Genomic DNA, 23,675 nt, shown 5'->3' with positions numbered 1-23,675 from the left:
GCCGACGGTGGGTGCGGTGCGTCAGGGCTGTGGATAACTTCTTCGGGAGCTTTTCCGGGCCCTGTGCGGGCTGTCGTGAGAGGCGCGTATCCGCTGTTCGAGCCCGCTCTGAGAGGTCTGGAGGGGGAGTGCGGTGTGGCGTGCTCGGGCTTCGCGGAGGGCTGCGGTTGGGCGGATTGTCAGTGGTCTCTGCTTTCCTCGACATCACGCAGAGCCGCGACGACGGAAGCGGCGCGAACGGCCGAGACGGACGACGGGAGCGGGCGAGGGGAGCAGCGGGACGGCCAGGCAGGGCAGCGCGCCGCAACCGGTTGTGATCGTCGCGGCCGCCGCAGGACGACGGGGGAGGACGACATGACGACGACCGTAGACTCGCAGGTCGGGGAAGCAGCACAACGAGGTCGGGCGCGTCGGGCACGGCGGGCCCGGTGGGCGCCGAGACCGGCGCGGAAGGACCCGATGACAGGGGATGGCATGGCGAGCTGGCAGGAGGCACCCACCGATGCGCCCCGGCCGTCGACCGCCCCTGCCGCCAGCGCGCCCGGGGTGGCCGCGGCGCTTGAGGGGAGAGCCGGCGACCTGGCCGCGACCGTCGAGGGATGTGCCGCCGTCTTCCTGCCCGCCAGCCCGCCGCGGGCGGGGACGGTCGCCTTCTGGCGACCGGACGGCGCGCCGCTCCCCGATGCCGTGCCCGGAGAGGCCGAGGCTGGAAGCGGCCGGGACGCGGCGCCGGTCGGCCAGGTCACGCGGCTGACCGTGGCCCGCCGGCATGGCGCCGGGGCACGGAGCCGCACGGTGCCCGCACTGGTGGTCCCGCTCCCCGAGGCAATTCCGCTGCTGACCCGTGCCCGGCACGCTCCGGACGCCCACCCCGCCACGTCCTGCTGGGGCGCGGCCACCCTGCACGCCCTGCACCTCGTCGCCCGCGGCAGGCTGCTTCCCGGCCTGACCGGCGGGGACGTCGACGCCTGGCGGGCCGGCCCGCTCGACCCCGACGACGTCGCGCACCTGCGGGCCATCGCCGCCGCCATGCCCGGCGAGGCGTACGCCGTACCGCTGCCCGGCAGCCGACCGCTCCAACTGCCCGATCCGGCCGTCCTGGTGCGGCAGTTCGTGGACGCCGTCGTCGACACCCTGCCCCGCACCCCGGCGGCGGCACTGGTGGCCGGGGCGCCGTTCGCCGCGCCCGCACCGCAGCACCTCCCGGCCGCCCGGGAGTGGGCGGCCGAGGTCGCAGCGGGCGTCGACGCCGGGGTGCGGCTCTCGCTCCGCCTCGACCTCGCCCCGCACCAGCTCTTCGACGCGGGAGAACGAGCGGAAGAGAGCGTCGCGACGGACGGGGAGGAGGGGGATGAGATCGAGGAAGACGCGGCGCCGTACCCCGGAGCCCCGGGGGAACGCCGAGCGGCGGCGGCCGTCCTCCAGGTGCAGAGCCTCACCGATCCGACCCTGGTGGCCGACGCCCGCCAACTGTGGGAGGGCGAGGCGCCCGACGCCTTCGGCCCGCGCCCCCTCGCCGACACGCTCCTCGCGCTGCGCCGGGCCACCCGGTTCTGGCCTCCGCTCGACCGCCTCCTGGAGCGCCCCGTCCCCGATGTGCTCCCGATCAGCGAGGACGAGCTGTCCGAGTTGCTGGGCGCTGCCGCGCCCCGCCTCGCCGCCGCCGGAGTGGCCGTCCACTGGCCCAGGGAACTGACCCGCGGCCTGACCGCGACGGCTGTGCTGCGCCCCGCGCCGGGGTCGGCGGCGGACGGTTTCGGCTTCTTCGACACCGGTCAACTGGCCCAGTTCCGCTGGCAGATGGCGATGGACGGGGCGCCGCTCAGCGAGGCGGAGATGGACATGCTCGCCGAGGCGCACCGCCCGGTGGTCCGACTGCGCGACCAATGGGTCCTGGTCGACCCCGCGATGGTCCGCAAGGCGCGCAAGCGCGAACTGGGCTACGTGGACCCCCTCCGGGCGCTCGCCACGACGCTCGACGGCACCACCGAGGTGGACGGCGAAGAGGTCGAGGTGGTGCCCCTGGGCGCGCTCGCCGCCCTGCGCGGCCGGCTCACCGGCCGGGCGCGTCCGCTGCCCCCACCACCCGGCCTCCGCGCGACCCTGCGCGACTACCAACTGCGCGGCATGGCGTGGCTCGACACGATGGTCTCCACCGGGCTGGGCGGCTGCCTGGCCGACGACATGGGCCTGGGCAAGACGATCACCATCATCGCGCTCCACCTGCACCGACTGCCCACCGACCCGGTCCTCGTCGTCTGCCCCGCCTCCCTCCTCGGCAACTGGCAGCGCGAGATCGAACGCTTCGCCCCCGGCACGCCCGTACGCCGCTTCCACGGCGCGGGCCGCAGCCTCGACGGCGTGGAAGCCGGATTCGTGCTCACGACCTACGGGACGATGCGCAGCAGCGCGACCGAACTCGCCGACCGCGCCTGGGCCTGGATCGTCGCCGACGAGGCGCAGCACGTGAAGAACCCGCGGTCCTCGACGGCGCGGGCGCTGCGCGGCATCAAGGCTCCGGCGCGGATCGCCCTCACCGGCACGCCGGTGGAGAACAACCTGTCCGAGCTGTGGGCGCTGCTGGACTGGACGACCCCGGGGCTCCTCGGCCCGCTCAAGACGTTCCGTGCGCTGCACGCCCGGGAGGTCGAGGGAGGCGAGGACCCGCGGGCGGCGGACCGACTGGCCAGACTGGTGCGTCCGTTCGTCTTGCGCCGCAAGAAGTCCGACCCGGGGATCGCGCCCGAGCTCCCACCGAAGACCGAGACGGACCACCCGGTTCCGCTCGGACGCGAACAGGCCGCGCTGTACCAAGCAGTGGTGCGCGAGACCCTGGCGAGGATCGAGGGTGCCGAGGGGATGGCGCGGCGCGGCCTGGTGATGAAACTGCTCACCGCCCTCAAACAGATCTGCAACCACCCGGCGCAGTACCTGAAGGAGACCGCCCCCGGCCTCGCCGCGCGCTCCGGGAAGCTGGAACTCCTCGACGAACTCCTCGCCACCATCCTCGCGGAGGGCGGCGCGACCCTGGTCTTCACGCAGTACGTCAGCATGGCGAGGTTGCTCGAACGCCACCTCGCGGGCCGGGGGATCCCCACCCAACTCCTGCACGGCGGAACCCCGGTGGCCGAGCGGGAGAGGATGGTCGACGACTTCCAGTCGGGCCGGGCACCGGTCTTCCTGCTGTCCCTGAAGGCGGCCGGCACCGGCCTGAACCTCACCCGCGCCGGACACGTCGTCCACTACGACCGCTGGTGGAATCCGGCGGTGGAGGAACAGGCCACCGACCGGGCCTACCGCATCGGCCAGACCCAGCCCGTCCAGGTCCACCGACTGATCACCGAGGGCACCGTCGAGGACAACATCGCCCAACTCCTCACCGCCAAAAGGGCCCTCGCGGACGCGGTGCTCTCCGGCGGTGAGGGTGCGTTCACCGAGCTGACCGACGCCCAACTCGCCGATCTCGTCTCGCTGAGGAGGACCGGATGAGCCCCGGACACCGGCGCCGGACCGGCAGCCCCGGGCGCGCCGCCGCGACGGACCGACTGGTCCGCGCCGATCGCTCCCGCACCTTCCCGCCGCTGCCCGAACCGGACACCACGGAGGGGCCGGACGGGTCGGGCGCGCGATCCTGGTGGGGCGGCGCCTGGCTGGAGGCACTGGAGGGCAGCGCCCTCGACGGCGCGCGCCTCGCCCGGGGGCGGGCCTACGCCCGCGACGGCCGCGTCGACACGATCAACGTCACCCCGGGCCGGGTGATCGCCACGGTGCGGGGCAGCCGACCCCGCCCGTACAGCGCCGAGGTGCGGATCACGACGTTCACCGAGCAGGAGTGGGACGCCCTCCTGGACGACGTCGCGGCCCACCCCGACCGCCTTGCCGCGTTGCTGGCCAAGAAGCTGCCCCGGGCACTGGCCGAGGGGGCGGTGCGACTCCTTCCGGGGCCGGGGGAGTTGACGCCCCGGTGCTCCTGTCCGGACAGCGGTCGGCCCTGCAAGCACGCCGCCGCGCTCTGCTTCCAAGTGGCCCGCCTGTTGGACGCCGATCCCTTCGTCCTCCTGCTGATCCGGGGCCGGGGCGAGCGGGAACTCCTCGACGAGCTCGCGCGCCGCAACGCCGACCACGGCGCACGGGAGAGCCGGGGCCGGGCCTTCGCGACCCCCGGTACCTCGGCGAGCGGGCCCGCCGCCGACGACGTGCCCGGACCGGTGTCCGCATCGGGGGCCGGTCCGGCTGCGTCCCCTCGGATCCCCGGCGCGGTCCCGGCGCTGTTGGCCGTCGAAGAGGCCGCGGCCGCCGGGTCCATCGTGGCCGCGCCCCGCGGGGTGCTCGCCCGGGAGGCCCTCGTCGACCGGCCCCGCCCGCCGCTTCCGCCGCCCGCCGCGGTGCCGTCGCAGCCCGGCCAGCCGCAGGCCCTCCCGGACGCCGTCGGGCTGCCCTTCGACGCCACCGTCCTGGAACTCGTCGCGGCCGATGCCGCTGCCCGCGCCCACGCCCACCTGTCCGCCGCAGGCACCGCGGGGGCCGACGGCCCGGCCGGCCCCGGCCCGTTCGCGACGCTGCCGCCGTGGGAGGACGCCGTACGGCTGGCCGCGACCGCCCATCCGACGGCCGGTCTGACCGCCACGACCCGCGCGCTCTACCGCGACGTCGCGGCGGCGACCGGCCGGCACCCCACCGACATCGCACGTTCCGTCGCGGCCTGGCGGCAGGGCGGTGCCGAGGGGCTCACCCTCCTGGAAGACGCCTGGAACCCTCCGGCCGGCGATTTCGACCGAGCCCGCAGCGCCCTGCTGGCCGCCGGCCTGCCGGCGCTGCGCCCCCACCAGAATCGCCTCACCGACGCCGACCGCGGCATCCAACTCCGGTTCGGCCACGACAACCGCTGGTACCCCTACGAATCCGAGCCCGGCGCCCAGGAGTGGTGGCCCGTCGGCCCCGCCGACCCGGACCCCGTAGGCGCCCTCACCACCCTGTTGGCACGATGACTACCCTCAACGTCGTGGAAGGTCTCGACGCACTCACCCGCTCCCTCGCGCAGCGCACCCCCGAGCAACTCGCCGTACTGCTCACCCGCCACGCCGAGCCGCTCGCCCGTCGCCCCGCGCCCACCGAACTCCGCGGGCTGGCCGGCGCGTTGTGGTCCTACGACACCCTCCACCACGTGGTGCTGCACCTCGATCACCCCGGATTGCAGGTGCTCGCCACCACGGCGCGCATCAGCCAGGAACGGGCCGCCAGGGACGGCGCCGCGCCCGCCGCCCCGGCCGTGGGCGCCGACTACCAGTCCCTGATGGCCCACCGGCTGTCCTTCCCCCAGCTGGCCAGCGAACCCGTCCCGCCCGCGGACGTGCACGCCGCGCTGGGCGCCGCCGCTCCCGGACCCGCGCGGACCGCCGCCGAAGCGGCGCTGGACGCGCTCTGCGCCGACGGCCTCGCCGCGGTCACCGAGGACGGCGCCGTCGTCGTCCCGCCGCGGATCCCGCAACTCCTCGCGGCCCACGACCTCGGCCCGTTCGCCCCGCAGGCGCCGACGCCCGTCCCCGAGGGCGCCGAGCCACCCGGAGACCACCCGGACGCCTCCGCAGTGCCCGCCCCGCGGACCTCGCCGCACGACGAGTCCCAGGCGGCCGCGGCGCAGTTGGCCACTACGGTGGAGCGCCTGCTCACGGCCCTGGCCACCGAGCCCGCCACGCTCCGCAAGTCAGGCGGACTGACCGTGCGCGAGCTCAAACGCCTGGCGAAGGCGGCCGGCGCCACCGAACCGCACGCCCGCCTCCTGCTCGATCTCGCCCTGGCCGCCGGCCTGATCGCCCTGACCCGCAGCCCGTCGGGGATCACCGCGCTGCCCACCCACGCCTACGACGACTGGCTCGCCCGCCCGCCCGGCGCCCGCCTGGCCCCCGTACTGGCCGCCTGGCACGCCCTGTGGGACGTCCCCACCCACACCCCGTTCGGCGAGACCCCGACGGCCCTGGTCCGCGGTCACGACCGGTACGCCCCGGCCCTCCGGCACGCCCTCCTCGCCGCCCTGGCGGACGTCCCGCCGGGCGTCGGCGAGACGCTCCCGCCGCTGCCGGACGGGCCGGCGGACGAGGCCGCCCACGCGTCCCTCCAGCACCTGCTCCGAGCGGCGGACTGGCACCGTCCGCTCGCCGTCACCGCACAGCCGGCGGCGCACGAGCGCGCCGCCCACACCCTCCACGAGGCGGCCTACCTCGGCCTCACCGCCCACGGCACCCTCACTCCCCTCGGCCGGGCCCTGCTCAGCGACCCGGCGGACCTCGACGCGCCGCTGCGCGACCTCCTGCCGCCACCCGTCGAACAGGCCCACTTCCAGGCCGATCTGACCGCCGTCGTGCCCGGTCGCCCGGCCCCCGCCCTCGCCGGACTCCTCGCCTCCGCCGCCGACCGGGAGTCCGAGGGGCACGCCGTGACCTGGCGTTTCACCCCCGGCTCGGTCCGCCGCGCGCTGGACTCCGGCCACACCGTCGACACCCTCCGCACCGCCCTCGCCGCCGCCTCGGCAGCCGGCCCCCTGCCGCAGCCCCTCGACTACCTCCTCCAGGACACCGCCCGCAGCCACGGCCGGATGCGGGTCGTGCCCACCGGCTGCTGCATCCGCTCCGACGACGAGGCGCTGCTCGCCGAGCTCGCCGCCCATCACGCCCTGCGCGAGCTGGCGTTGCGTGCCCTCGCGCCGACCGTCCTGGTCAGCGGCCGGCCGCCGGCCGCCACCCTGGACGCCCTGCGAGCTGCGGGCTATGCCCCCGCCCTGGAGTCCGACACCGGCGCCGCCACCGTCGAACGGCTCCCCAGCCACCGCACCGCAGCCCCCGGCCCCACCCGCGCCCCGCAGGCCACGCTCGCCCTCGCCCGGCGCCTCCTGGGGCACCAGGCGGAACCCGCGGAGCGCCCCGCACCCGGCGGCAGTTGATCCGCTGCCGTACCGCAGGGGCGGTGCGTGGCCGCCGCGGCCCGGCACGGTCACGCGTACCGACCTCCACGGCGAGGTCGAAGACCGCGTATCCGGGCACATCGCGCCGACTGTCCGTGCCGTACCCGAGGTCCTGGACGCCGGCGCCGTACGACTCGCCATAGATCCCGACCCGCGACGCCCCCAACTCCCCGGCCGACTCCGCGGCGACCCGAGGGCGGCGGTGTCCGCGCACCGCCCGCCAGTACAGGTTGCCGGGGTCCTCGACGAGTGCCAGGCGTTGCGCGCCCAGCGCCTTGGACGTCCTCTGCACCCGGTCGTCACCCGCGTGGTAGGTCGGGCAGCAGGCGGTGCCGTGCACCTTCTCGGCGACCGCGACCGGCTCGCCGTCGGCGAACGCCGCCGGGTACCGCTTCAGGTTCTCGACGTCGATCCACGGCAGCAGGTCGCTCGCCGGCTCGACCTCCCGCTCATCGAAATCGGCACTGGGGCAACCCACTTCACGATCCCCAGTTCCGCAGCGAAGTCCACGCCGGCCTTGCGCGCGTCGGCCAGTTCGACCCCGGGCAGTGCCTGCGGCCGGCAGACGATGCCTGGCGACAGCTCGCCGCGCAGTCGGATCGCCTTGACCCGGTTGGCGGCGGAGCCGGCGAGCTTCCCCTCGAGGCCCAGCTCGGCCATCAACGCTTCCGGGAGCACCGCCTACTCCGGTAGGTAGACGGCGAACTCCCCGGTCCGGTAGGCGCCCTTGGCGACCACCGCCCGGTACAGGCCCACCTGTGCGCGCTCCAGTGCATCGGCGCGGGGGTGCTCGTGGACCGTCAGTTCCTCGACCGTGACGCGCAGCGTCGACATGCCGTTCCCCCGTTCCCCGTTCCTCGTTCGGCGTTTCCGGTTCCGCTTCCGACCGTGCGGTGTGGTGCCCGCGCCGGGTCTCTCCGGCCGGTGCCCCGCACCACTGCGATCGAGCCAATGTCGCAGAGTGACCGAATCTCATCGCTGTGGATCGGATATGACCGGGTGGCGGAGCGGAGGGCGACCGTCGCTCCGCGTTGTCAGTGGCGTCGAGTAGCGTTTTTCGTGGAGCGGATCGACGGATGGTGACCGAGGGGGGAGTCGGCGTGCGGGACGACGAGGAGGCGGGCGTCGAGAGCGTGCGGAACGCCGTCGGCGGGACCGTGCACGGGACGGTGGTCCAGGCCGGCGTGATCCAGGGCGACGTACGGGTCGAGGCGGCGCGGCCGGAGCTGCCGGTGCCACGGCAAGTGCCACCCGGATCGCCGCAGTTCGTCGACCGCGAGCCGGTCCTGGCGGCGATCGACGGCTGGATGGGTGACGGCGGCGGCCTCGCGGTGCTCAGCGGACTGCCGGGGGTGGGCAAGAGCGCGACCGTCCGCCGATGGGCGCAGGAGGAGCGCGGCCGGTTCCCCGGCGGCGAGTTCTACGTCGACTTCGCCGAACTGCGGGCGCAGGCCGGCGGCGACGTGTCGGCCGGGGTGAGCCGTTGCCTGCGGGCGCTCGGCGTCGAGGACCGCTACCTGCCGGACACCCTGGGCGAGTTGACGGGCCTGCTGCGCACCCTGACGGCCGACAAACGGGTGCTGATGGTGCTCGACGACGTGACCGAGCCCGCACAGGTCCGCGCGCTGCTGCCGGGTGCCCCCGGAAGCGTCGTCCTGGCGACCAGCCAGGCGATGCTCGGGGAGTTGCTCGACGACGGCGCCCGTCTGATGCCGCTGGAGCCGCTGTCCTCGGAGCACGGGCTGCAACTGCTGCGCCGATTGTGCGGACCGGCGCGGATCGACGAGGGCGGTGCGGACGCGGCCGGGCGGATCGTGGCAGGCTGCGGCGGACTGCCGGTGGCCCTGCACGTCGCCGCCGCACGTCTGGTGATGCATCCGCGTTTGACGGTCGCCGCGCTGGCCGATGAATTGGCCGACGACCGGCGCCGACTGGACGCCCTGCGCCGGGGAGGGGAGCGCACGGTGTCCGCTGTCTTCGGGGTCGCCTACGCGGGACTGCCCGCGCCGGCCGCCCGGCTCTACCGACTGCTGGGCCTGCATCCCGGTCGCCGCTGGGACGTCGCCTCGGCGGCCGCGGCAGCCGGGACCACCGCCGCCCACGCGGCCGAGCAACTCGACGTCCTGGAGACCGCGAGCCTGATCGCGATGACCGCCGACGGGCGCTACGAGTTCCACGACCTGGTGCGGCTGCACGCCCGTGAACAGACCGTCCGCGAGGACGACGAGGCCGAGCGGACGGCAGTCGTGGCCCGGATCGTCGACCACCTGCTCACCCGTGCCGCCCAGGCGGACCTCGCCGTCATGGGCCGCCGGATGCGCATCGGGTCCCACACCGACCGGTTGGGCGAGGCGGACCAGGCCACCGCCTTCGCCGACCGGCAGGAGGCGCTCGATTGGTTGGACGCCTGGCGCGGTGAGCTGCTGTCCGCCCAACAGACCGCCGCCGAGCACGGCTGGCACCGCAGAGTGTGGGAGCTCGCCGAGGCGCTCACCGCCCTCTTCCTCAACCGCCGGTACCTCAACGACTGGGTCAGGAGCGGGGACCTGGGCGCCCGGCACGCCGCCGAGGACGGCAACCAGGCCGCCGAGGCCCGGCTGCGCACCCTGCTGTCCCGCCCGCTGATGGACCGCGACGAACTCCGCCGCGCCCGACGCGAGTTGGAGACCGCCGTCGCCCGCGCCGATGAGTCCGGCCACACCCTGCTGCGCGCCTCCGTCCGCGAGTTCTACGGCCGCTACTGGGATCGCTGCGACCCGGCCCGTGCGGTGACGACCTACGAGGAGGCGATGGTCTACTACCGCGCCGCGGGCGACGAGCGCGGTATCGCCATCGGCCGGTACTTCATGGGGTGCGCCCAGCAGGCCGTCGGCCGGGTGGAGGAGGCCCGAGCCACCCTGCAGGACGCCTACGACGGGTTCATGGCCATCGACGACCGGCGGATGGGGGCCCGCGCGCTGGCCGCCATCGGCGGCGTCCTCCGGGGCCTCGGGCGCCATGCCGAGGCCGTGGCGGCCCTGGAGGAATCCGCGACCATGCTGCGCGAGCGCGGCGCCGTCCACTACGAGGCGCAGATCTGCGAGACGTTGGCGGAGCTGGCCGAGGAGCGCGGTGACCACGAGCAGTGGCGGCGCCATCTGGCACGGGCCCTGGAGATATACGAAGCGGGCGGCGGCCCGCGCGCCGTGCACCTGCGTCGCAGGCTGGAGGGCGGCCTGCACGGCCCGAACGGCGCCCCGGAGGGCCCTGACAGCGCGGGCGGTGACGGCCCCGGGAAGCCGTAGGCGGTTCAGGGTGCCTGGGCCCGTGCTGTCCATGAGGTGCAACACCCCATGGACGTGCGTGCCCGTCAGCCCGTCGGACGCGGTCGGCTCGCCCGACGGGCGGGACGGAGCTCCACGTCCTCGGTGCGGTCGCCCAACGCGAGGGTGGCGAAGCCCGAGAGCGGGCGGCGGGCGCGTACGCAGGCGTAGACGACGGCCGCCAGGACGGCGGTCTCGTGCTGCGTTCCGGTGGCCGACACCTCGATCGTGCGGCCGTCCCGCAGCCCGACCCGGCAGCCGCGGCCGGTGACGGTCGCCGCGGCGAGGAGGCAGCCGGGATAGCGGGCGAGGGTGTCGTCGATCCACCGGTCGGCGGCCACGGCGGTGTCGGCCGTGGTCCGGCGCACGAGGACGGAGGCGCTCTCCGGCCACCGCCGGTCCCCCTCGTCATCGGCACAGGACAGATGGCGGAACGGGCCGTCGAGGGCGTCGCCCAGGGGCGTTCCGGTGTCGACCGCGGACGGGGTGGTGGGAGGGGGCGAGAAGGCGACAACGGCGGCCGGGGTGCGTTCCACGGCTATCCGGGGACCCTCCGTCTCCCAGGAGCCGCGCCACCCCGGAGAGCTCGCGTCGGGCGAAGGAACCGAAGGGCCCGAAGCGCCCGAAGCGCCCGGCGAAGCCGCTGAACCCAAGGAACCCCATGAAACCGAGGTGGTGGAAGAAACGGTGGACGAACCCGAACGCCCAGCGGAACCCGGGGAATCCTCGGCGAGGGAGGTGTGGACGTAACAGGCCGTGGTGGCTTCCGGGACGTCCTGTGGGACCGGCGGCTCCGGGGCGTGGAGCGGGAGCGGCGCGCCGTTCTCCGGTTCCGGGAGGCGCAGGAGGTCGTAGACGGCGGTGCGCAGGCGTGCCAGGGCGCGGCCGGGCGTGGCGAAGGCGCTTTCCCCGACCTTGCGCAGCCGTTCCGGGGTGTCGTCGGCGGGCCCCCGGCCCAGGCCCAGTGCCCGCTCGACCTGCGGCCGCAGCGGCGCTTCGCGTTGCAGCCGCGGGGCGATCCGGCCCAGCTCCGCCATGGGGGTGCCGGCGACGGCCTCGTCGTCGCTGAACGCCCCGAGCAGCAGGGGCGTGCCGAGCGCCGCGCCGTAGAAGGTGACCGATCCGTGGTCGCCGATCAGCAGGTCGGCGGCGAGGAGCGTGGCCTGCCAGCCGGCGGTCGGCGGAATGGTCAACAGTCCGGCGTCGTGCGCGGAGCCGAGGTGCGAACGGAGGGCGTAACCACCGTGCGCGGAGGTGATGTTGGGATGGGTGACCAGGGCGACCGCGTAGTCGTCCAGGGGGAGTTCGGCGAGCAGGCGGGCCGGCAGAGCGGGATCCCGGCCCAGGACCGAGCGGTCGCGCCAGGTCGAGCTGATCATGATCAGCCGGCGCCCGTCGGCGATGCCGAGCGCCGCACGGTACGTCGCGCGCAGGGCCCGCCCGCCGAGGAGCGCGTCGTAGCACGGGTCGCCGACGAGCAGGGTGCGGCCGGCGGTGGCGGGATGGGCGGCGGCGAGTTGGGCCGCCTGGTCGGGGTGGGAGATCGCCAGCCGGGCGCGACCGCTGCGCAGCAGCGCGTCCGGGACGACGCCGGCCAGCCGGTCGCGGTCGCTGCGCGCGTCCGGGACGACCTTGTGGAAACCGACGCCGTGCGGCAGGACCAGCACCGGACAGGTGTGGTGCGCGGCCGTGAGGTCGGCGTTCTCGGTCGCCGTGACGATCAGGTCGGGGTCGGTCCGGGCGAACTGGTGCCAGGGCAGCACCCGGGCGCCGACCGAGCGGAGCAGGGCGTGCACGCCGTCGTTGAACGCCGAGGTGGGGTCGAAGGCGAAGACCAGGTGGACCCGCGGGTCATCGCGCAGGACGGGGCGCAGGACGTCGAGGACCCGCACGGTCGAGGTGACGGTGCGGGCGACCGCGATCACCAGCCGTTCGCCGCGGAACGTCTGCCACCGCTCGGGATCCGTCCCCAACGGCACTCGTAGCGGGGGAAGCAGCCCGTGCGTGCTGTCCGCCGCAGCCGCGGGCGCGCCGTCCGCACCCGCGGGCGCACACCCCTCGACGCCGTCCGCCCCCGCCCCGTCCCCCGCCCCGTCCCCCTCCCCGGTTCGCGGTTCGCGGTTCGCGGTTCGCGGTTCGCGGTTCGCGGTCAGGGTGGTGTTAGCGCGCCTCACCGTTGTTTGCAACCCCCTGGTGGTGACATCGCCGGCGGTCTGCCACCGGCGATCGGACCTGTGCCCGGCAGCCACCGTATTTCACGGCGATGCCGTGCCCGGTCCAGGGCCGGGCCTCAGGCGTCCCCGGGCTTTCGCCGGCCGGCGCTGAACCGCCCCAACCGCAACGACGCGGGACCGAAACCGAGCGAGCGCGGCAGCCGACGGAGCGCCCGCTCCAGGCCGGGTGCGCTCGGTGCGGCCGGGACCGGCGCCGTGGTGAGTGCGGCGGTGGCCGAAGGGGCGTACCGGGCCGGCAGCGCGGACGGCGCGTCCGCGGCTTCGGCGCCCGGTGCGCGCACCGCGGACGAGGGCGCGGCGGACGCCGGTTGCTGGGTCCACGCCTGCGGCAGCCGGGTCACCGGGACGGCCGGCCGGACCACGTCCACGTAGGCGCGGCAGACCGGAGGCAGGCCGACGGCCGGGTCGCGCACTCCGTCGAGCGCGCCGCGCACGAAACGGGTGGCCAGCGACGGCCGGGAGACGCCCGGGCGCGGGGAGCGCGGAAGCTCCTCGCCGGCGGCCAGTGCCCACGGCCCGTCCACGAGACCGCCGACGGCGCGCTGCACCCTGCGGGCCAGCGCGGGCTCGTCCAGGCCGTACCGCCCCAGCGCGGCGCGGAGCTCGGCCGCACCATGGGCGGCGAGGGACAGCCCCTGGCCGAAGTCCGGATTGACCGAGGCCACCGCGCCGCCGAGGGCCAGGAACCCGGTGGGCCAGCTGCGGAGCCGCTCGTAGCGGTGGCGGCGGCTGGAGGTGTCCCGGGTCAGCCGCACCTCGCTCAGCGGCTCGGCCTCGGCGATGAGGTCCCCGATGACCGGGTGGATGCGGTGCGCGAACGGCACGAAGCGGTCGGCGCGTTCGGACGGCGGTTCGGCGCCGCTGCCGCCACCGGTGAGCGTGACCAGCCAACGCCCGCCCTCGATCGGGACCAGCGTCGCGGTCCGGGCGGGCGGGAGCGGGGTGCCGTGCGCGGCGGCGTCGGCGGCCGGACGGCAGTCCGAACGCCCGGTGATCACCGGGCAGTTCCGGGCCCCGGGCGGCGCGCGGAAGATGCGGGTGGCGCAGACGATCCCGGAGTCCCGGACGTCCTCCGGCGCGGCGGGCAGCCCCAGCGCCGCCAGCCGGTCCGGGGTGGTGGAGGAACGGCCGGTGGCGTCCACCACGAGATCGGCGTCCAGACGGTACGTCTCACCGCTGGTGGTGCCCCTGACCCACACCCCGGTGACGTGCTCGGCGGTGCCGGTCAGCCGTTCGGCCTCCGTGCCGTCGAGGACCGACACCCCGGAGAGCGCCGGTACCTGGCCGCGGACCACCCGGTCGAGCAGATCGCGGGAGCAGGTGAACACGTGCTGCGTGCGGGCCGAACGGCCGGGGCGCAGCGGACCGTTCTCCGACGGCACCACGAGCCGGTGGGCGCCCTCGGCCAGCCAGCGTGCGACGGTGCCGGGCAGTAGGTCCTCGATGACCCGGGCGCCGTCCGCCGCCAGGAGGTGGGTGTGCCGGGGCTGCGGAAGGTCGCTGGGCAGCGCGGGGGTCCGCGGCAGCCGCTCCCGCTCCACGACGATCACGTCGGCGTACGCGGACAGCGCCGCGGCGGCGAGCATGCCCGTGAAGCCGCCGCCGAGCACCACGGCGAGGTACGGGTGCGTGAACTGGAGCCCGGCGCTGGTCGTTCTGCTCGACGCGTTCATGAGCGGTCCCTTTCTCGGCGGTGGCGCGCGGATCCCCGGCGGGGCCCGGTCACGTCCAGAAAGGGCGGAGCGGTGTGGGGCCGGGAGTGACGGCGCGCGGCGGCGATGACGGCGTCGGTGGCGGCGGTGACCCGCGCCGTCAGCGACGGCAGGGAAGCAGACGCGGTTCGCAGGATGCGCAGAGGTGCCGGCGGAAGAGGCAGAGCGCGTTGTAGGTCCCGGCAGGCCGGCGCGAACGCCGGCCTGCCGCCCCCCGATTTCCCCATCATGATTCCCCCTCAGGCCGTGCCCGCCCGACCGCGGTTCGGACCCCGTCCTCCGCCACTCCCGGCCCGGAATCCCGGGTGGGACGGGCCGGCACCGCTGCCTCGCGCGCTGTGCGCTGCCCTTGAGGACGTGGCCGTCGCCTTGGGTCAACGGCGGACACACGTCCGGATCGTAGGCGGCGTCGATCACTTCCGGTAGCCGACGGAGAGTGAGCGATGCGTCGGAGCCACCCGACCCGTACTGCCCGGTAGACCACCACCAAATGGTGCCAATGGGGAGAAAGGGCATCGAACTTTTCTCGCGTCGCGAGAAATCCCCCAAGAATCGAGGGTGCGCGCGAGAGCGCTGCTCTTCGCGCGTCCGGAGGGTTGGCGCGAAATGATCGGGAGGCGGCGAGCCGGTCGGTGCCGTGCCTACCCTGTGCGGGCAACGCACCGGAGAACCCGAGGGAGAGTCGTGCGCGCGATCGTCATGCGAGAATTCGGCGGCCCGGACGTGCTCCGACTGGAGGACGCGCCCGAGCCGACGCCCCGCGCCGGGCACGCACTCGTCGAGGTGACCCTGGCCGGCGTCAACTACGCCGACGTGCACGTCCGCGGGGACACCTACCTCGCCCCGGTCGACCTGCCCTACATACCCGGCAACGAAGTCGTCGGCACCCTCGACGGCCGGCGGGTCGTCGGACTCACCCGCGGTGGCGGCTACGCCGAACGGACGCTGCTGCACCGCCGCGTCACCTGGGACGTCCCCGACGCCGTCAGCGACGGGCAGGCGGTCGCGCTGGCCCTCCAGGGCAACAGCGCCTGGCACCTGCTGTTCACCGCACTGCGCCTCACCAAGGGCGAGACCGTCGTCGTCCCGGCCGCGGCGGGCGGCGTCGGCACACTGGCCGTCCAGCTCGCGGCCCGGGCCGGCGCCAAGGTCATCGGTCTCGCCGGCTCCGCGGCCAAGCGCCAACTGGCCCTGGAACTGGGCGCACACGCCGTGGTCGACTCCACCGCCGAGGACCTCACGGAGCGCATCCTGGACGCCGCCGGCGGCCCCGTCGAGACCGCCCTGGAGATGACCGGCGGCGCCACCTTCGCCCGGACCCTGGCGGCCCTCGCACCGCGCGGTCGACTCGCCGTCTACGGCTTCGCCGGCGGCGAGTTGGCGGACGTGCCCACCCGCGAACTCATGGAGCGCTCCCTCACCGTCTCGGGTTTCTGGCTGCCCCAGCTCTACGGGGACCGCACCGCCCTGCCGACGTCCATGCGGGCGTTGTTCGACGCCGTCGCCGACGGCTCCCTGACCACGCTGACCGGCGCCACCTACGCGCTCGGGGAGGCGGCGCAGGCGCACCACGACCTCGCCGCCCGCACCCCGACCGGCAAGCTCGCCCTCGACGTCACCCGCTGACGCCGAAGGCGCCGGGGGCCGGTCGCCCCGCACCACACACGCCGTGCCCCTTCGGGCGCGGAGCACCGCCAGGGAGGAGAGCACACGATGGGCCATCGCACCGCAGCGTCGCAGTCCACGGCTCCGGAGGCCGCGCACCACACCGACCAGGTTCGCCGGAGCACGGCCGCCGCCGGCTCCCGGACGCCCGGATCCGGCCATGCCGAGCGGGTCTTCCTCGTCCAGACGGCCTTCGCCGAGCTGGGCGGGCACGCCCACGGGCCCGGTGAGATCGCGGAGTTCACCGGCCTGGACGACTCGGTCGTCTACCGGATCCTGCAGTCCGGCATCTACCAACGGATCTTCGAACGGGTGGACCGCGGCCTCTACCGGCTGCGGACCTCGGCCGCCCAACTCGCCTTCACCGCGCTCGACCACCGCCTCGACGGGGCGCAGACGGTCCTGCGCGATCTGCGCGAGGCGACCGGGAACGGGCTGGCGTTCCTGTACATGGTGGCGCCGTTCTCCGGCGCGCAGCGGCAGTGCGTCGACATGGCCGTCGGCGACTCCGACCTGGCCGAACTCGGCATGACACCACGGGACGTGCTGTCCGTGACCCGCTCCCTGCGCACCGGTGCCTCCGGGCGGACCATCCTCGCCTACCTCCCGGAGGTCCTCCAGCAGCGCGTGCTGGCCGAGCCGGTCCCCGACCAGGCCGGGCCCGGCGTCTACCGGGACAACGCCGCGCTGCTGGCCTCCCTCGCCGAGGTCCGCGACCTCGGCCACGCGCTCGGCTACGAGGAGTGCATGGCCGGCTGGAACTCCTGCGCCGCACCGATCATGTGGGACGGGGCCATCATGGGCGCGGTGCTGCTGCTCAAGCAGAAGACCGTGATGCCGCACGCCCCCGACGGCGTCATCGAGGCCACCAAGGAGGCGGCGGCCGTCCTCAGCCGTCACGGGGCGGCCCGGCCGGGCACGGACGCCTGACCCGGAACCCCGGCACCACCGGGCCGCGTGACTGTGCACGAGGCGGCACGCCTCTCTACCGTGGCACCAGGCGCGACACGACGCGCGTGACAGACGAGGGGGTCCGATGGAAGCGGAACTGGTGGCGCTCGCGGCGTCCGGGGCGACGACGCTGGTGCAGCAGATGGCGACCGACGGCTGGGCCGCGGTCCGCCGGCGGATGGCGGCCCTGCTCGCCCGGCGCCGCGGCGCGGAGGAGGAGGCGGAGGTCGAACGCGAACTGGACCAGGCGCGCGCCGACGTCGTCGCCGCGCAGCAGGACGGTGACGAGGACGTGGCCGAGGGGATGGCCATGGTCTGGAAGGCCCGGCTGCGGCGGGTGCTGGCCGAGGATCCGGCCGCGGCGGCCGAACTGCGCCGGCTGCTCGACGAGGTGGCGCCCCAGCAGCAGGCCCAGGCCACCGTGCGGGACGTCCACAACACCCTCAGCGGCAGTGCGAGCGGGGTGGTGGTGCAGGCCGGCGTGATCTCCGGCGGCATCCACGGCATCCCGCCCGGCGGACCGCAGCCCCGCTGACCCCCGGCGCCGCGCACCGGCCGGCGGGGCAGAATGGCCGGGTGCGGCTCGAAGCGATCACCTGGGAACGGCTCACCGACGCGCTCGCCGGGCGCGTCGACGGGCTGACGGCGCACGACGGGAGCCCCTGGCTGCGGGTGGCGGTCGACGGGGCGCCCGCCGCCGCCCCCGGCGACCTCGCCGGGCGGCTCGCCGAGGCGCTCCGGCTCCGGGGGCGGGCGGTGCACGAGGTCGGCGCCCACGGCTTTCTGCGGCCCGCCTCGCTGCGCCTGGAGTACGGCCGGGAGGACCCGGACGCCTACCACGACGAGTGGTTCGACCGGCGGGCCCTGTGGCGCGAGGTGTTCCAGCCGCTGGAACCGGGCGGCACCGGGCGGGTGCTCCCGGACTTCTGGGACCCGGTGGCGGACCGGGCGACCCGCAGCGCCTACGTGGAACTGCCGCCCGGCGGGGTGCTGTTGCTGCACGGTCCGCTGCTGCTCGGGCAGTGGTTCCCGTTCGACCTCGCGGTGCACCTGAAGCTGTCGCCGGGTGCGCTCGCCCGCCGCACTCCGCGAGACCAGCACTGGACGCTGCCGGCGTTCGCCCGCTACGAGGCCGAGACCCGGCCCGAGGAGGCCGCGGACGTCGTCGTACGGGCCGACGATCCCCGCCGACCGGCCTGGACCGGCACCACGGACTGAGCGGACGGGCCACCGGACGCCCGCCCCGCGAACGGGCCCGCCGGGGCCAGCCCCGCCCGCGGCGCCCCGTCCCGTCCCCCTCGGCAACTCCCCCTCCTGACGGCCTCCTTGGGCCGGTGTGCCGCGCGTCGCGCTCTCGGTCATGGCGATCCCCCCCGGCGGCCCCCGCGACCGCCCCGCTCTGAAAAACCGTACGGCCGGCCACTGACAATCGACCGGCGACGGCCGAACGCGGGCCGCCCGACGACGCGTTCACCGCGGCCGGTAGCGTGCGGGGGATGACGACCTCGTTCGACGCAGCAGCACCGCAACCGCCCCTGCCCGGCAGCCAGGGACCCACCGCGACCGTGGAGGTCCCGCCGCGTGCCGTCGGAGCCGTGGCGATGTCCTACGCCCCCGACCCGGACGGCGACCCCGACCCCGGCGAGATCGTCTGGACCTGGGTGCCGTTCGAGGAGAACGACGGACGCGGCAAGGACCGGCCGGTGCTGGTCGTGGCCCGGGAAACGACCGGGACGCTGCTGGCCGTGCAACTGTCGAGCAAGCGCCACAGCGAGGACCGGGACTGGGTGGCGATCGGCGCGGGTCCCTGGGACCGCGCCGGGCGGGACTCCTGGGTGGCCGTGGACCGGGTGCTGCGGGTCCACGCCGACGGGATGCGGCGCGAGGCGTGCGCGCTCGACCGGGGCCGCTTCAACCTCGTCGCCAACCGGCTGCGGGAGCTCCACGGCTGGCGGTGACGCCGACCGCGCGCCCGGGGCCGGGAGCCGGCCCCGGGCGCAGCAGGCGGCGGATCAGGCGTCGGCCAGCGCCAGCAGCTTGGTGACGGTGTTCCAGTTGCGCGCGGTGGCCGTCACCCCGAGCCGGGCCCGGCCGACCGCCTCGGCCAGCTTGGAGCGCCCGATGCCCTGCGGACACCACAGGTACAGGTCGCGGCCCATCAGCCGGAACCGGTCCGGTGCGTACGCGTCCTGGTCGAGCGCGTCCAACCGGGCCGTGTCGGTCGGCACCTGCGACAGGAACGTCACGTGCAGGGTCTTGGGCTCCGGAACGGCGAGCGGGAACGGGTTCCCGGCGATGGTGGCGGCCCACTCGTCCCTCGTCCGCACGACCACCGGCACCGACAGGCCCAGCTCGGCCGCGATCCGCTCCTCGATCCGCCGGGCGGTCTCCGCCGGCGCCGTCCCCGGGTCGGCGAAGACGAGGTTGCCCGTCTGCAGCAGGACGGAGACCTCCTCGAACCCCAGAGAGCGGGCCAGCTCCAGCTGACGGGCCTTGGGGAAGGCGTTGTGGCCTCCGACGTTGATGCCGCGGAGCAGAGCGATCTGGCGGGGCATGCGCGATCCTTCGAGGACGGTGCCGGCCGGCGGCGGGCACGAGGGGCGAGCGAACGGGGAGGCGGCCGGGCCGCGGCCCGACGGGGCTCAGAACAGGGGAGCGGGGAGCACGCCCTCCAGGGCCAGCAGCAGCCGCTTGGCCTCCAGGCCGCCGCCGAAACCGCCGATCCCGCCGTCGCTGGCCACCACCCGGTGGCAGGGCACGACCACCGGGAGCGGATTGGAGCCCATGGCGGCGCCCACCGCCCGGGCAGCCCCCGGCTCCCCGACGCGGTCCGCGAGGTCCTGATAGCCCACCACGCTGCCGTACGGCACGCCGTCGGCCAGGACGTGCAGCACCCGGGCGTTGAAGCCGCCGGACAGCGACCAGTCCAGCGGGACCGTGAAGGCGTGCAGCTCACCGGAGAAGTAGCGGTCGAGCTCGTCGGCGGCCGTCGCCAGGTGCGGCAGCTCCGGCAGCGGCGGCCCGCCGAAGGTGCCCTCCAGCCGGGTCAGCGCCCGTCGGGTCACCCGCTCCTCGGCGTGGAAGACGACCTGGACCAGGCCCTCGCGGGTCGCGGCGAGCAGCAGCGGGCCGATCGGGGCCCCGACGCGCGTCCAGGCCCAGTCGCGGCGGGGCGGACGGCCCGTCTCCGGGGCGGCGTCCGGCGCCGGGGCGGGTCCTGGGCCGTGCTCTCGGTTCGTCACGTGTCCAAGGGTAGGTCCGGCCACCGACAACGCGGCGGGGAGCGGACCGGGCGGCCCCCGACGGCCCCGCTCCCCGCCGCGCCCGACGGTCAGTGGCCCCCGGCGGCCAGGGCCTCGCGCACCACGTCCGGCTTGTTGCTGATGACGCCGTCGACGCCCAGGTCGGCGGAGCCGACCGCGGCCTTGGCGTCGTCGACGGTCCAGGTGTAGAGCTCCAGCCGCCGGTGGTGCGGGCCGCGCAGCGCGTGCACGGCGTCCACGTACGCACGGGTGACGGCCGTGTGGGGCGGGTTGATCTGGTCGCAGTAGGCGGCGTACTTGGGCAGGTCGGTGACCGAGGGGTTCCCGAGGAAGCCCGTCTTGATCGCCGGTTCCAGGCGGTGGACCTTCTTGATCGCGTCGGCGTTGAAGCTCTGGACGATCAGCCGGCTCTTGACGTGCGCACCGTTCAGCCAGCCGTCGTGGTGCAGCTCCCGGAGGGCCTGCCGCTCGATCCCCGGGTAGAGCTCGGGGTTCTTCAGCTCCATCAGCAGCCGCTGGCCGTTGTGCTCGACCTCGTCGAGGTAGTCCTCAAGGGTCGGTACCCGCTCGCCCTTGAACTTCGCGTCGTACCAGCTGCCGGCGTCCAGCTTCTCGATCTCCCGGAGCGTGAAGTCGCCGACGTTCCACGGCGAGCGCTCCGGGAAGACCTTCTTGACGTTGGTCGTCCGGGCCAACGAGGTGTCGTGCAGGACGACCAGCTCGCCGTCCTTGGTGCGCTGGACGTCGTTCTCCACCCAGGTGATGCCGAGCCGGTGCGCCGCATCGACGGACGCGAGCGTGTTCTCGGGCGCGTACGCCGCGGCGCCGCGGTGGCCGACCACCACGGGGGGACGCCCGTGGGCGGCGGCCTGGGCGCCGCCGGCGGGGAGGGCGAGCGCGGACAGACCCATGAGCGCACCGGCGAGGGCAGCGACGGGGCGAATACGCATACGGACTCCTCGTGACGTCGTGGTAGTGGACTGACGTGAGGTGAGGTGAACGGGGAGGACGGTCAGACGGAGGCTCGCAGCCGGGCCGGAGGGGGAGACGGACGTGCGGTGGCCGGGCGCTGAACGGGAAATGGCCGTGTTCCGTGCGGAGCGTCGCAGTTGCAGGATGCCCGGAACGGCCCTGCAGCAGACGTACGCCCCGACGTCGTCCAACTTGCCGGAGCTGCGGCGTCCGCGCATCTCGGCCGACGGCGAGTCACCCCTCGTATGTGTGACCGTTTTTGCCGCCCGCGCCCCGGGCATACCTTTCCGGCTGGTCGCGACGTGCCCGGCCCTGGGCTGGGGGTGCGTGCGAGCGGGTGGAGCGCCGGTGGCGCGGCGGAGACCGGCCCACTCGCCCACCGCTCCGGCGCCCCTCGGGAAACCGCAGGTCAGATCCGGTGCGGCACCGATTGTCAGTGGCGGGTCGTACGGTGGATCCCATGCGGCCCGTTTCAAAGATCGAACGCACGGTGGCGCCCTTCGAGGTCGTCAGCTCCTACCAGCCCAACGGTGACCAGCCGGCGGCCATCGCCGAGCTCGACCGGCGCATCCGCGGCGGTGAGAAGGACGTCGTCCTGCTGGGTGCGACCGGTACCGGCAAGTCGGCGACCACCGCGTGGATGATCGAGAAGCTGCAGCGCCCGACGCTGGTGATGGCGCCCAACAAGACCCTCGCGGCCCAGCTCGCCAACGAATTCCGCGAACTGCTGCCCAACAACGCCGTCGAGTACTTCGTCTCGTACTACGACTACTACCAGCCGGAGGCGTACGTCCCGCAGTCCGATACGTACATCGAGAAGGACTCCTCCATCAACGAGGAGGTCGAACGGCTGCGCCACTCCGCGACGAACTCCCTGCTCACCCGGCGGGACGTGGTCGTCGTCGCCTCGGTGTCCTGCATCTACGGCCTGGGTACGCCCCAGGAGTACGTCGACCGGATGGTGCCGCTCAGGGTCGGCGACGAGCTCGACCGGGACCAGCTGCTGCGCCGCTTCGTCGAGATTCAGTACACCCGCAACGACCTGGCGTTCACCCGGGGCACCTTCCGGGTCCGCGGCGACACCATCGAGATCTTCCCGGTCTACGAGGAGCTGGCCGTCCGGATCGAGATGTTCGGCGACGAGATCGAGGCGCTGTCCACCCTGCACCCGCTCACCGGCGAGGTGATCAGCGACGACCAGCAGCTCTACGTCTTCCCCGCCAGCCACTACGTCGCCGGCCCCGAGCGCATGGAGAAGGCCGTCGCCGGGATCGAGGCAGAGCTGGCGGACCGGCTCGCCACCCTGGAGAAGCAGGGCAAGCTGCTGGAGGCCCAGCGGCTGCGGATGCGCACCACGTACGACATCGAGATGATGCGGCAGATCGGCTCCTGCTCGGGCATCGAGAACTACTCGATGCACATGGACGACCGCGAGCCGGGCACGGCGCCCAACACCCTCCTCGACTACTTCCCCGAGGACTTCCTGCTGGTCATCGACGAGTCGCACGTCACCGTCCCGCAGATCGGCGCCATGTACGAGGGCGACGCCTCCCGCAAGCGCACGCTCGTCGACCACGGCTTCCGGCTCCCGTCCGCGCTGGACAACCGGCCGCTGAAGTGGGAGGAGTTCCTGGAGCGGGTCGGCCAGACCGTGTACCTCTCCGCGACGCCCGGTCCGTACGAGCTGTCCCGCAGCGACGGCTTCGTCGAGCAGATCATCCGGCCGACCGGCCTGGTCGATCCGGAAGTGGTGGTCAAGCCCACGGACGGGCAGATCGACGACCTGGTGCACGAGATCCGCAAGCGCACCGAGAAGGACGAGCGCGTCCTGGTCACCACCCTCACCAAGAAGATGGCCGAGGACCTCACCGACTACTTCCTCGAGCTCGGCATCCAGGTCCGCTACCTGCACAGCGACGTCGACACCCTGCGGCGCGTGGAGCTGCTGCGCGAGCTGCGGGCGGGTGAGTACGACGTGCTGGTCGGCATCAACCTGCTCCGGGAGGGCCTGGACCTGCCGGAGGTTTCCCTGGTGGCCATCCTCGACGCCGACAAGGAGGGCTTCCTGCGCTCCGGCACCTCGCTGATCCAGACCATCGGCCGGGCGGCCCGCAACGTCTCCGGCCAGGTGCACATGTACGCCGACAAGATCACCCCGGCGATGGAGAAGGCCATCGACGAGACCAACCGCCGCCGGGAGAAGCAACTCGCGTACAACAAGGAGAACGGCATCGACCCGCAGCCGCTCCGCAAGAAGATCGGCGACATCGTCGCCACCCTGGCCCGCGAGGAGATCGACACCCAGGAACTGCTGGGCAGCGGCTACCGCAAGTCCGGCGACAAGGACGGCAAGGCCAAGGCGCCGGTCCCGGCGCTCGGCGGGAAGGCCGGCAAGGCGAGCAAGGCCGCCAAGGCCGCCAAGGGCAAGGCCGCCAAGGGCGGGGAGGTCCTCACGGACCGGCCCGCGGCCGAACTCGCGGCCACCATCGAGGAGCTGACCGAGCGGATGCGGGCCGCCGCGGCGGAGCTGCAGTTCGAGGTCGCCGCCCGGCTCCGGGACGAGGTCGGCGAGCTGAAGAAGGAGCTGCGGCAGATGAAGGAGGCCGGACTGCGGTAGC

General features: G+C 74.5%; 15 protein-coding genes and 1 pseudogene. 10 read left to right on the top strand and 6 right to left on the bottom strand.

The genetic code is table 11. The features are described from left to right. Nucleotides 1-474: 474 nt before the first annotated feature. Genes ACJ6WD_RS18315 through ACJ6WD_RS18305 form a run of 3 tightly spaced genes read left to right on the top strand, consistent with a single transcriptional unit; the run spans nucleotide 475 to nucleotide 6,937 of the window. The gene (locus ACJ6WD_RS18315) at nucleotides 475-3,489 is read left to right on the top strand and encodes a DEAD/DEAH box helicase (protein WP_407616188.1); all 3,015 of its coding nucleotides are present in this window, start codon (nucleotides 475-477) and stop codon (nucleotides 3,487-3,489) included. Next, nucleotides 3,486-4,988, top strand: coding sequence for an SWIM zinc finger family protein (locus tag ACJ6WD_RS18310; RefSeq protein ID WP_407616187.1), 1,503 nt, complete (start codon nucleotides 3,486-3,488; stop codon nucleotides 4,986-4,988). Before ACJ6WD_RS18315 ends, ACJ6WD_RS18310 begins: the two co-directional genes overlap by 4 nt. Nucleotides 4,989-5,002: 14 nt before the next feature. Further along, entirely contained in the window at nucleotides 5,003-6,937 is a 1,935-nt protein-coding gene (locus ACJ6WD_RS18305) for a helicase-associated domain-containing protein (protein ID WP_407616186.1), read from the top strand. Nucleotides 6,938-6,998: 61 nt separating this feature from the next. Here ACJ6WD_RS18305 and ACJ6WD_RS18300 read toward each other — a convergent pair. Beyond that, nucleotides 6,999-7,792 (bottom strand): annotated as a pseudogene (locus ACJ6WD_RS18300) (RNA ligase (ATP)); the annotation flags it as partial. 242 nt (nucleotides 7,793-8,034) lie between these two features. On the opposite strand from ACJ6WD_RS18300, the gene ACJ6WD_RS18295 reads away from it, so the two are divergent. Next, on the top strand, nucleotides 8,035-10,242 hold the full coding sequence (locus ACJ6WD_RS18295; protein ID WP_407616185.1) for an NB-ARC domain-containing protein: 2,208 nt from the start codon (nucleotides 8,035-8,037) through the stop codon (nucleotides 10,240-10,242). Nucleotides 10,243-10,307: 65 nt separating this feature from the next. Here ACJ6WD_RS18295 and ACJ6WD_RS18290 read toward each other — a convergent pair whose 3' ends face one another. Continuing rightward, nucleotides 10,308-12,233: a CDP-glycerol glycerophosphotransferase family protein gene (locus tag ACJ6WD_RS18290; RefSeq protein ID WP_407616184.1), complete on the bottom strand. Its 1,926-nt coding sequence runs from the start codon at nucleotides 12,231-12,233 to the stop codon at nucleotides 10,308-10,310. 317 nt (nucleotides 12,234-12,550) lie between these two features. Continuing rightward, nucleotides 12,551-14,167 carry an FAD-dependent monooxygenase gene (locus ACJ6WD_RS18285; RefSeq protein ID WP_233658194.1) on the bottom strand — a complete coding sequence of 539 codons (1,617 nt, stop codon included), beginning with the start codon at nucleotides 14,165-14,167 and terminating at the stop codon, nucleotides 12,551-12,553. Nucleotides 14,168-14,890: 723 nt separating this feature from the next. Between ACJ6WD_RS18285 and ACJ6WD_RS18280 the strand changes: the two genes are divergently transcribed. The 5 genes from ACJ6WD_RS18280 to ACJ6WD_RS18260 all read left to right on the top strand — a co-directional run bounded on the left by ACJ6WD_RS18280 (nucleotide 14,891) and on the right by ACJ6WD_RS18260 (nucleotide 18,780). Further along, the gene (locus ACJ6WD_RS18280) at nucleotides 14,891-15,832 is read left to right on the top strand and encodes a zinc-binding dehydrogenase (protein ID WP_233658195.1); all 942 of its coding nucleotides are present in this window, start codon (nucleotides 14,891-14,893) and stop codon (nucleotides 15,830-15,832) included. Between the two features lie 87 nt (nucleotides 15,833-15,919). Continuing rightward, nucleotides 15,920-16,801 (top strand): IclR family transcriptional regulator C-terminal domain-containing protein, encoded by an 882-nt coding sequence (locus ACJ6WD_RS18275; RefSeq protein WP_407616183.1) that lies wholly within the window; start codon nucleotides 15,920-15,922, stop codon nucleotides 16,799-16,801. Nucleotides 16,802-16,907: 106 nt separating this feature from the next. Continuing rightward, nucleotides 16,908-17,357 (top strand): hypothetical protein, encoded by a 450-nt coding sequence (locus tag ACJ6WD_RS18270; RefSeq protein ID WP_407616182.1) that lies wholly within the window; start codon nucleotides 16,908-16,910, stop codon nucleotides 17,355-17,357. 41 nt (nucleotides 17,358-17,398) lie between these two features. Beyond that, complete coding sequence (locus ACJ6WD_RS18265; RefSeq protein ID WP_233658198.1) at nucleotides 17,399-18,040, top strand: uridine kinase; 642 nt, start codon at nucleotides 17,399-17,401, stop codon at nucleotides 18,038-18,040. A 278-nt stretch (nucleotides 18,041-18,318) separates the two neighbouring features. Continuing rightward, nucleotides 18,319-18,780, top strand: a complete 462-nt coding sequence (locus ACJ6WD_RS18260) for a type II toxin-antitoxin system PemK/MazF family toxin (RefSeq protein WP_233658199.1) — start codon at nucleotides 18,319-18,321, stop codon at nucleotides 18,778-18,780. A 54-nt stretch (nucleotides 18,781-18,834) separates the two neighbouring features. On the opposite strand, the gene ACJ6WD_RS18255 is transcribed toward ACJ6WD_RS18260, so the two are convergent. The 3 genes from ACJ6WD_RS18255 to ACJ6WD_RS18245 all read right to left on the bottom strand — a co-directional run bounded on the left by ACJ6WD_RS18255 (nucleotide 18,835) and on the right by ACJ6WD_RS18245 (nucleotide 21,035). After that, entirely contained in the window at nucleotides 18,835-19,377 is a 543-nt protein-coding gene (locus ACJ6WD_RS18255; RefSeq protein ID WP_407616181.1) for a DUF1697 domain-containing protein, read from the bottom strand. Between the two features lie 87 nt (nucleotides 19,378-19,464). Then, a complete protein-coding gene (locus ACJ6WD_RS18250) occupies nucleotides 19,465-20,064 on the bottom strand; it encodes a methylated-DNA--[protein]-cysteine S-methyltransferase (RefSeq protein WP_407616180.1) in 600 nt (199 codons plus the stop codon). A gap of 89 nt (nucleotides 20,065-20,153) precedes the next feature. After that, nucleotides 20,154-21,035 carry a glycerophosphodiester phosphodiesterase family protein gene (locus ACJ6WD_RS18245; protein WP_233658202.1) on the bottom strand — a complete coding sequence of 294 codons (882 nt, stop codon included), beginning with the start codon at nucleotides 21,033-21,035 and terminating at the stop codon, nucleotides 20,154-20,156. Nucleotides 21,036-21,517: 482 nt separating this feature from the next. Here ACJ6WD_RS18245 and uvrB point away from each other — a divergent pair, with 482 nt between their 5' ends. Continuing rightward, nucleotides 21,518-23,674, top strand: a complete 2,157-nt coding sequence (gene uvrB / locus ACJ6WD_RS18240) for an excinuclease ABC subunit UvrB (protein ID WP_233658203.1) — start codon at nucleotides 21,518-21,520, stop codon at nucleotides 23,672-23,674. Nucleotide 23,675: the final 1 nt, after the last annotated feature.

The organism is Streptomyces sp. VTCC 41912, from assembly GCF_045799175.1.
Lineage (GTDB): Bacteria > Actinomycetota > Actinomycetes > Streptomycetales > Streptomycetaceae > Streptomyces > Streptomyces albulus_C.
This window is presented reverse-complemented; position numbering and strand designations above follow the sequence as displayed.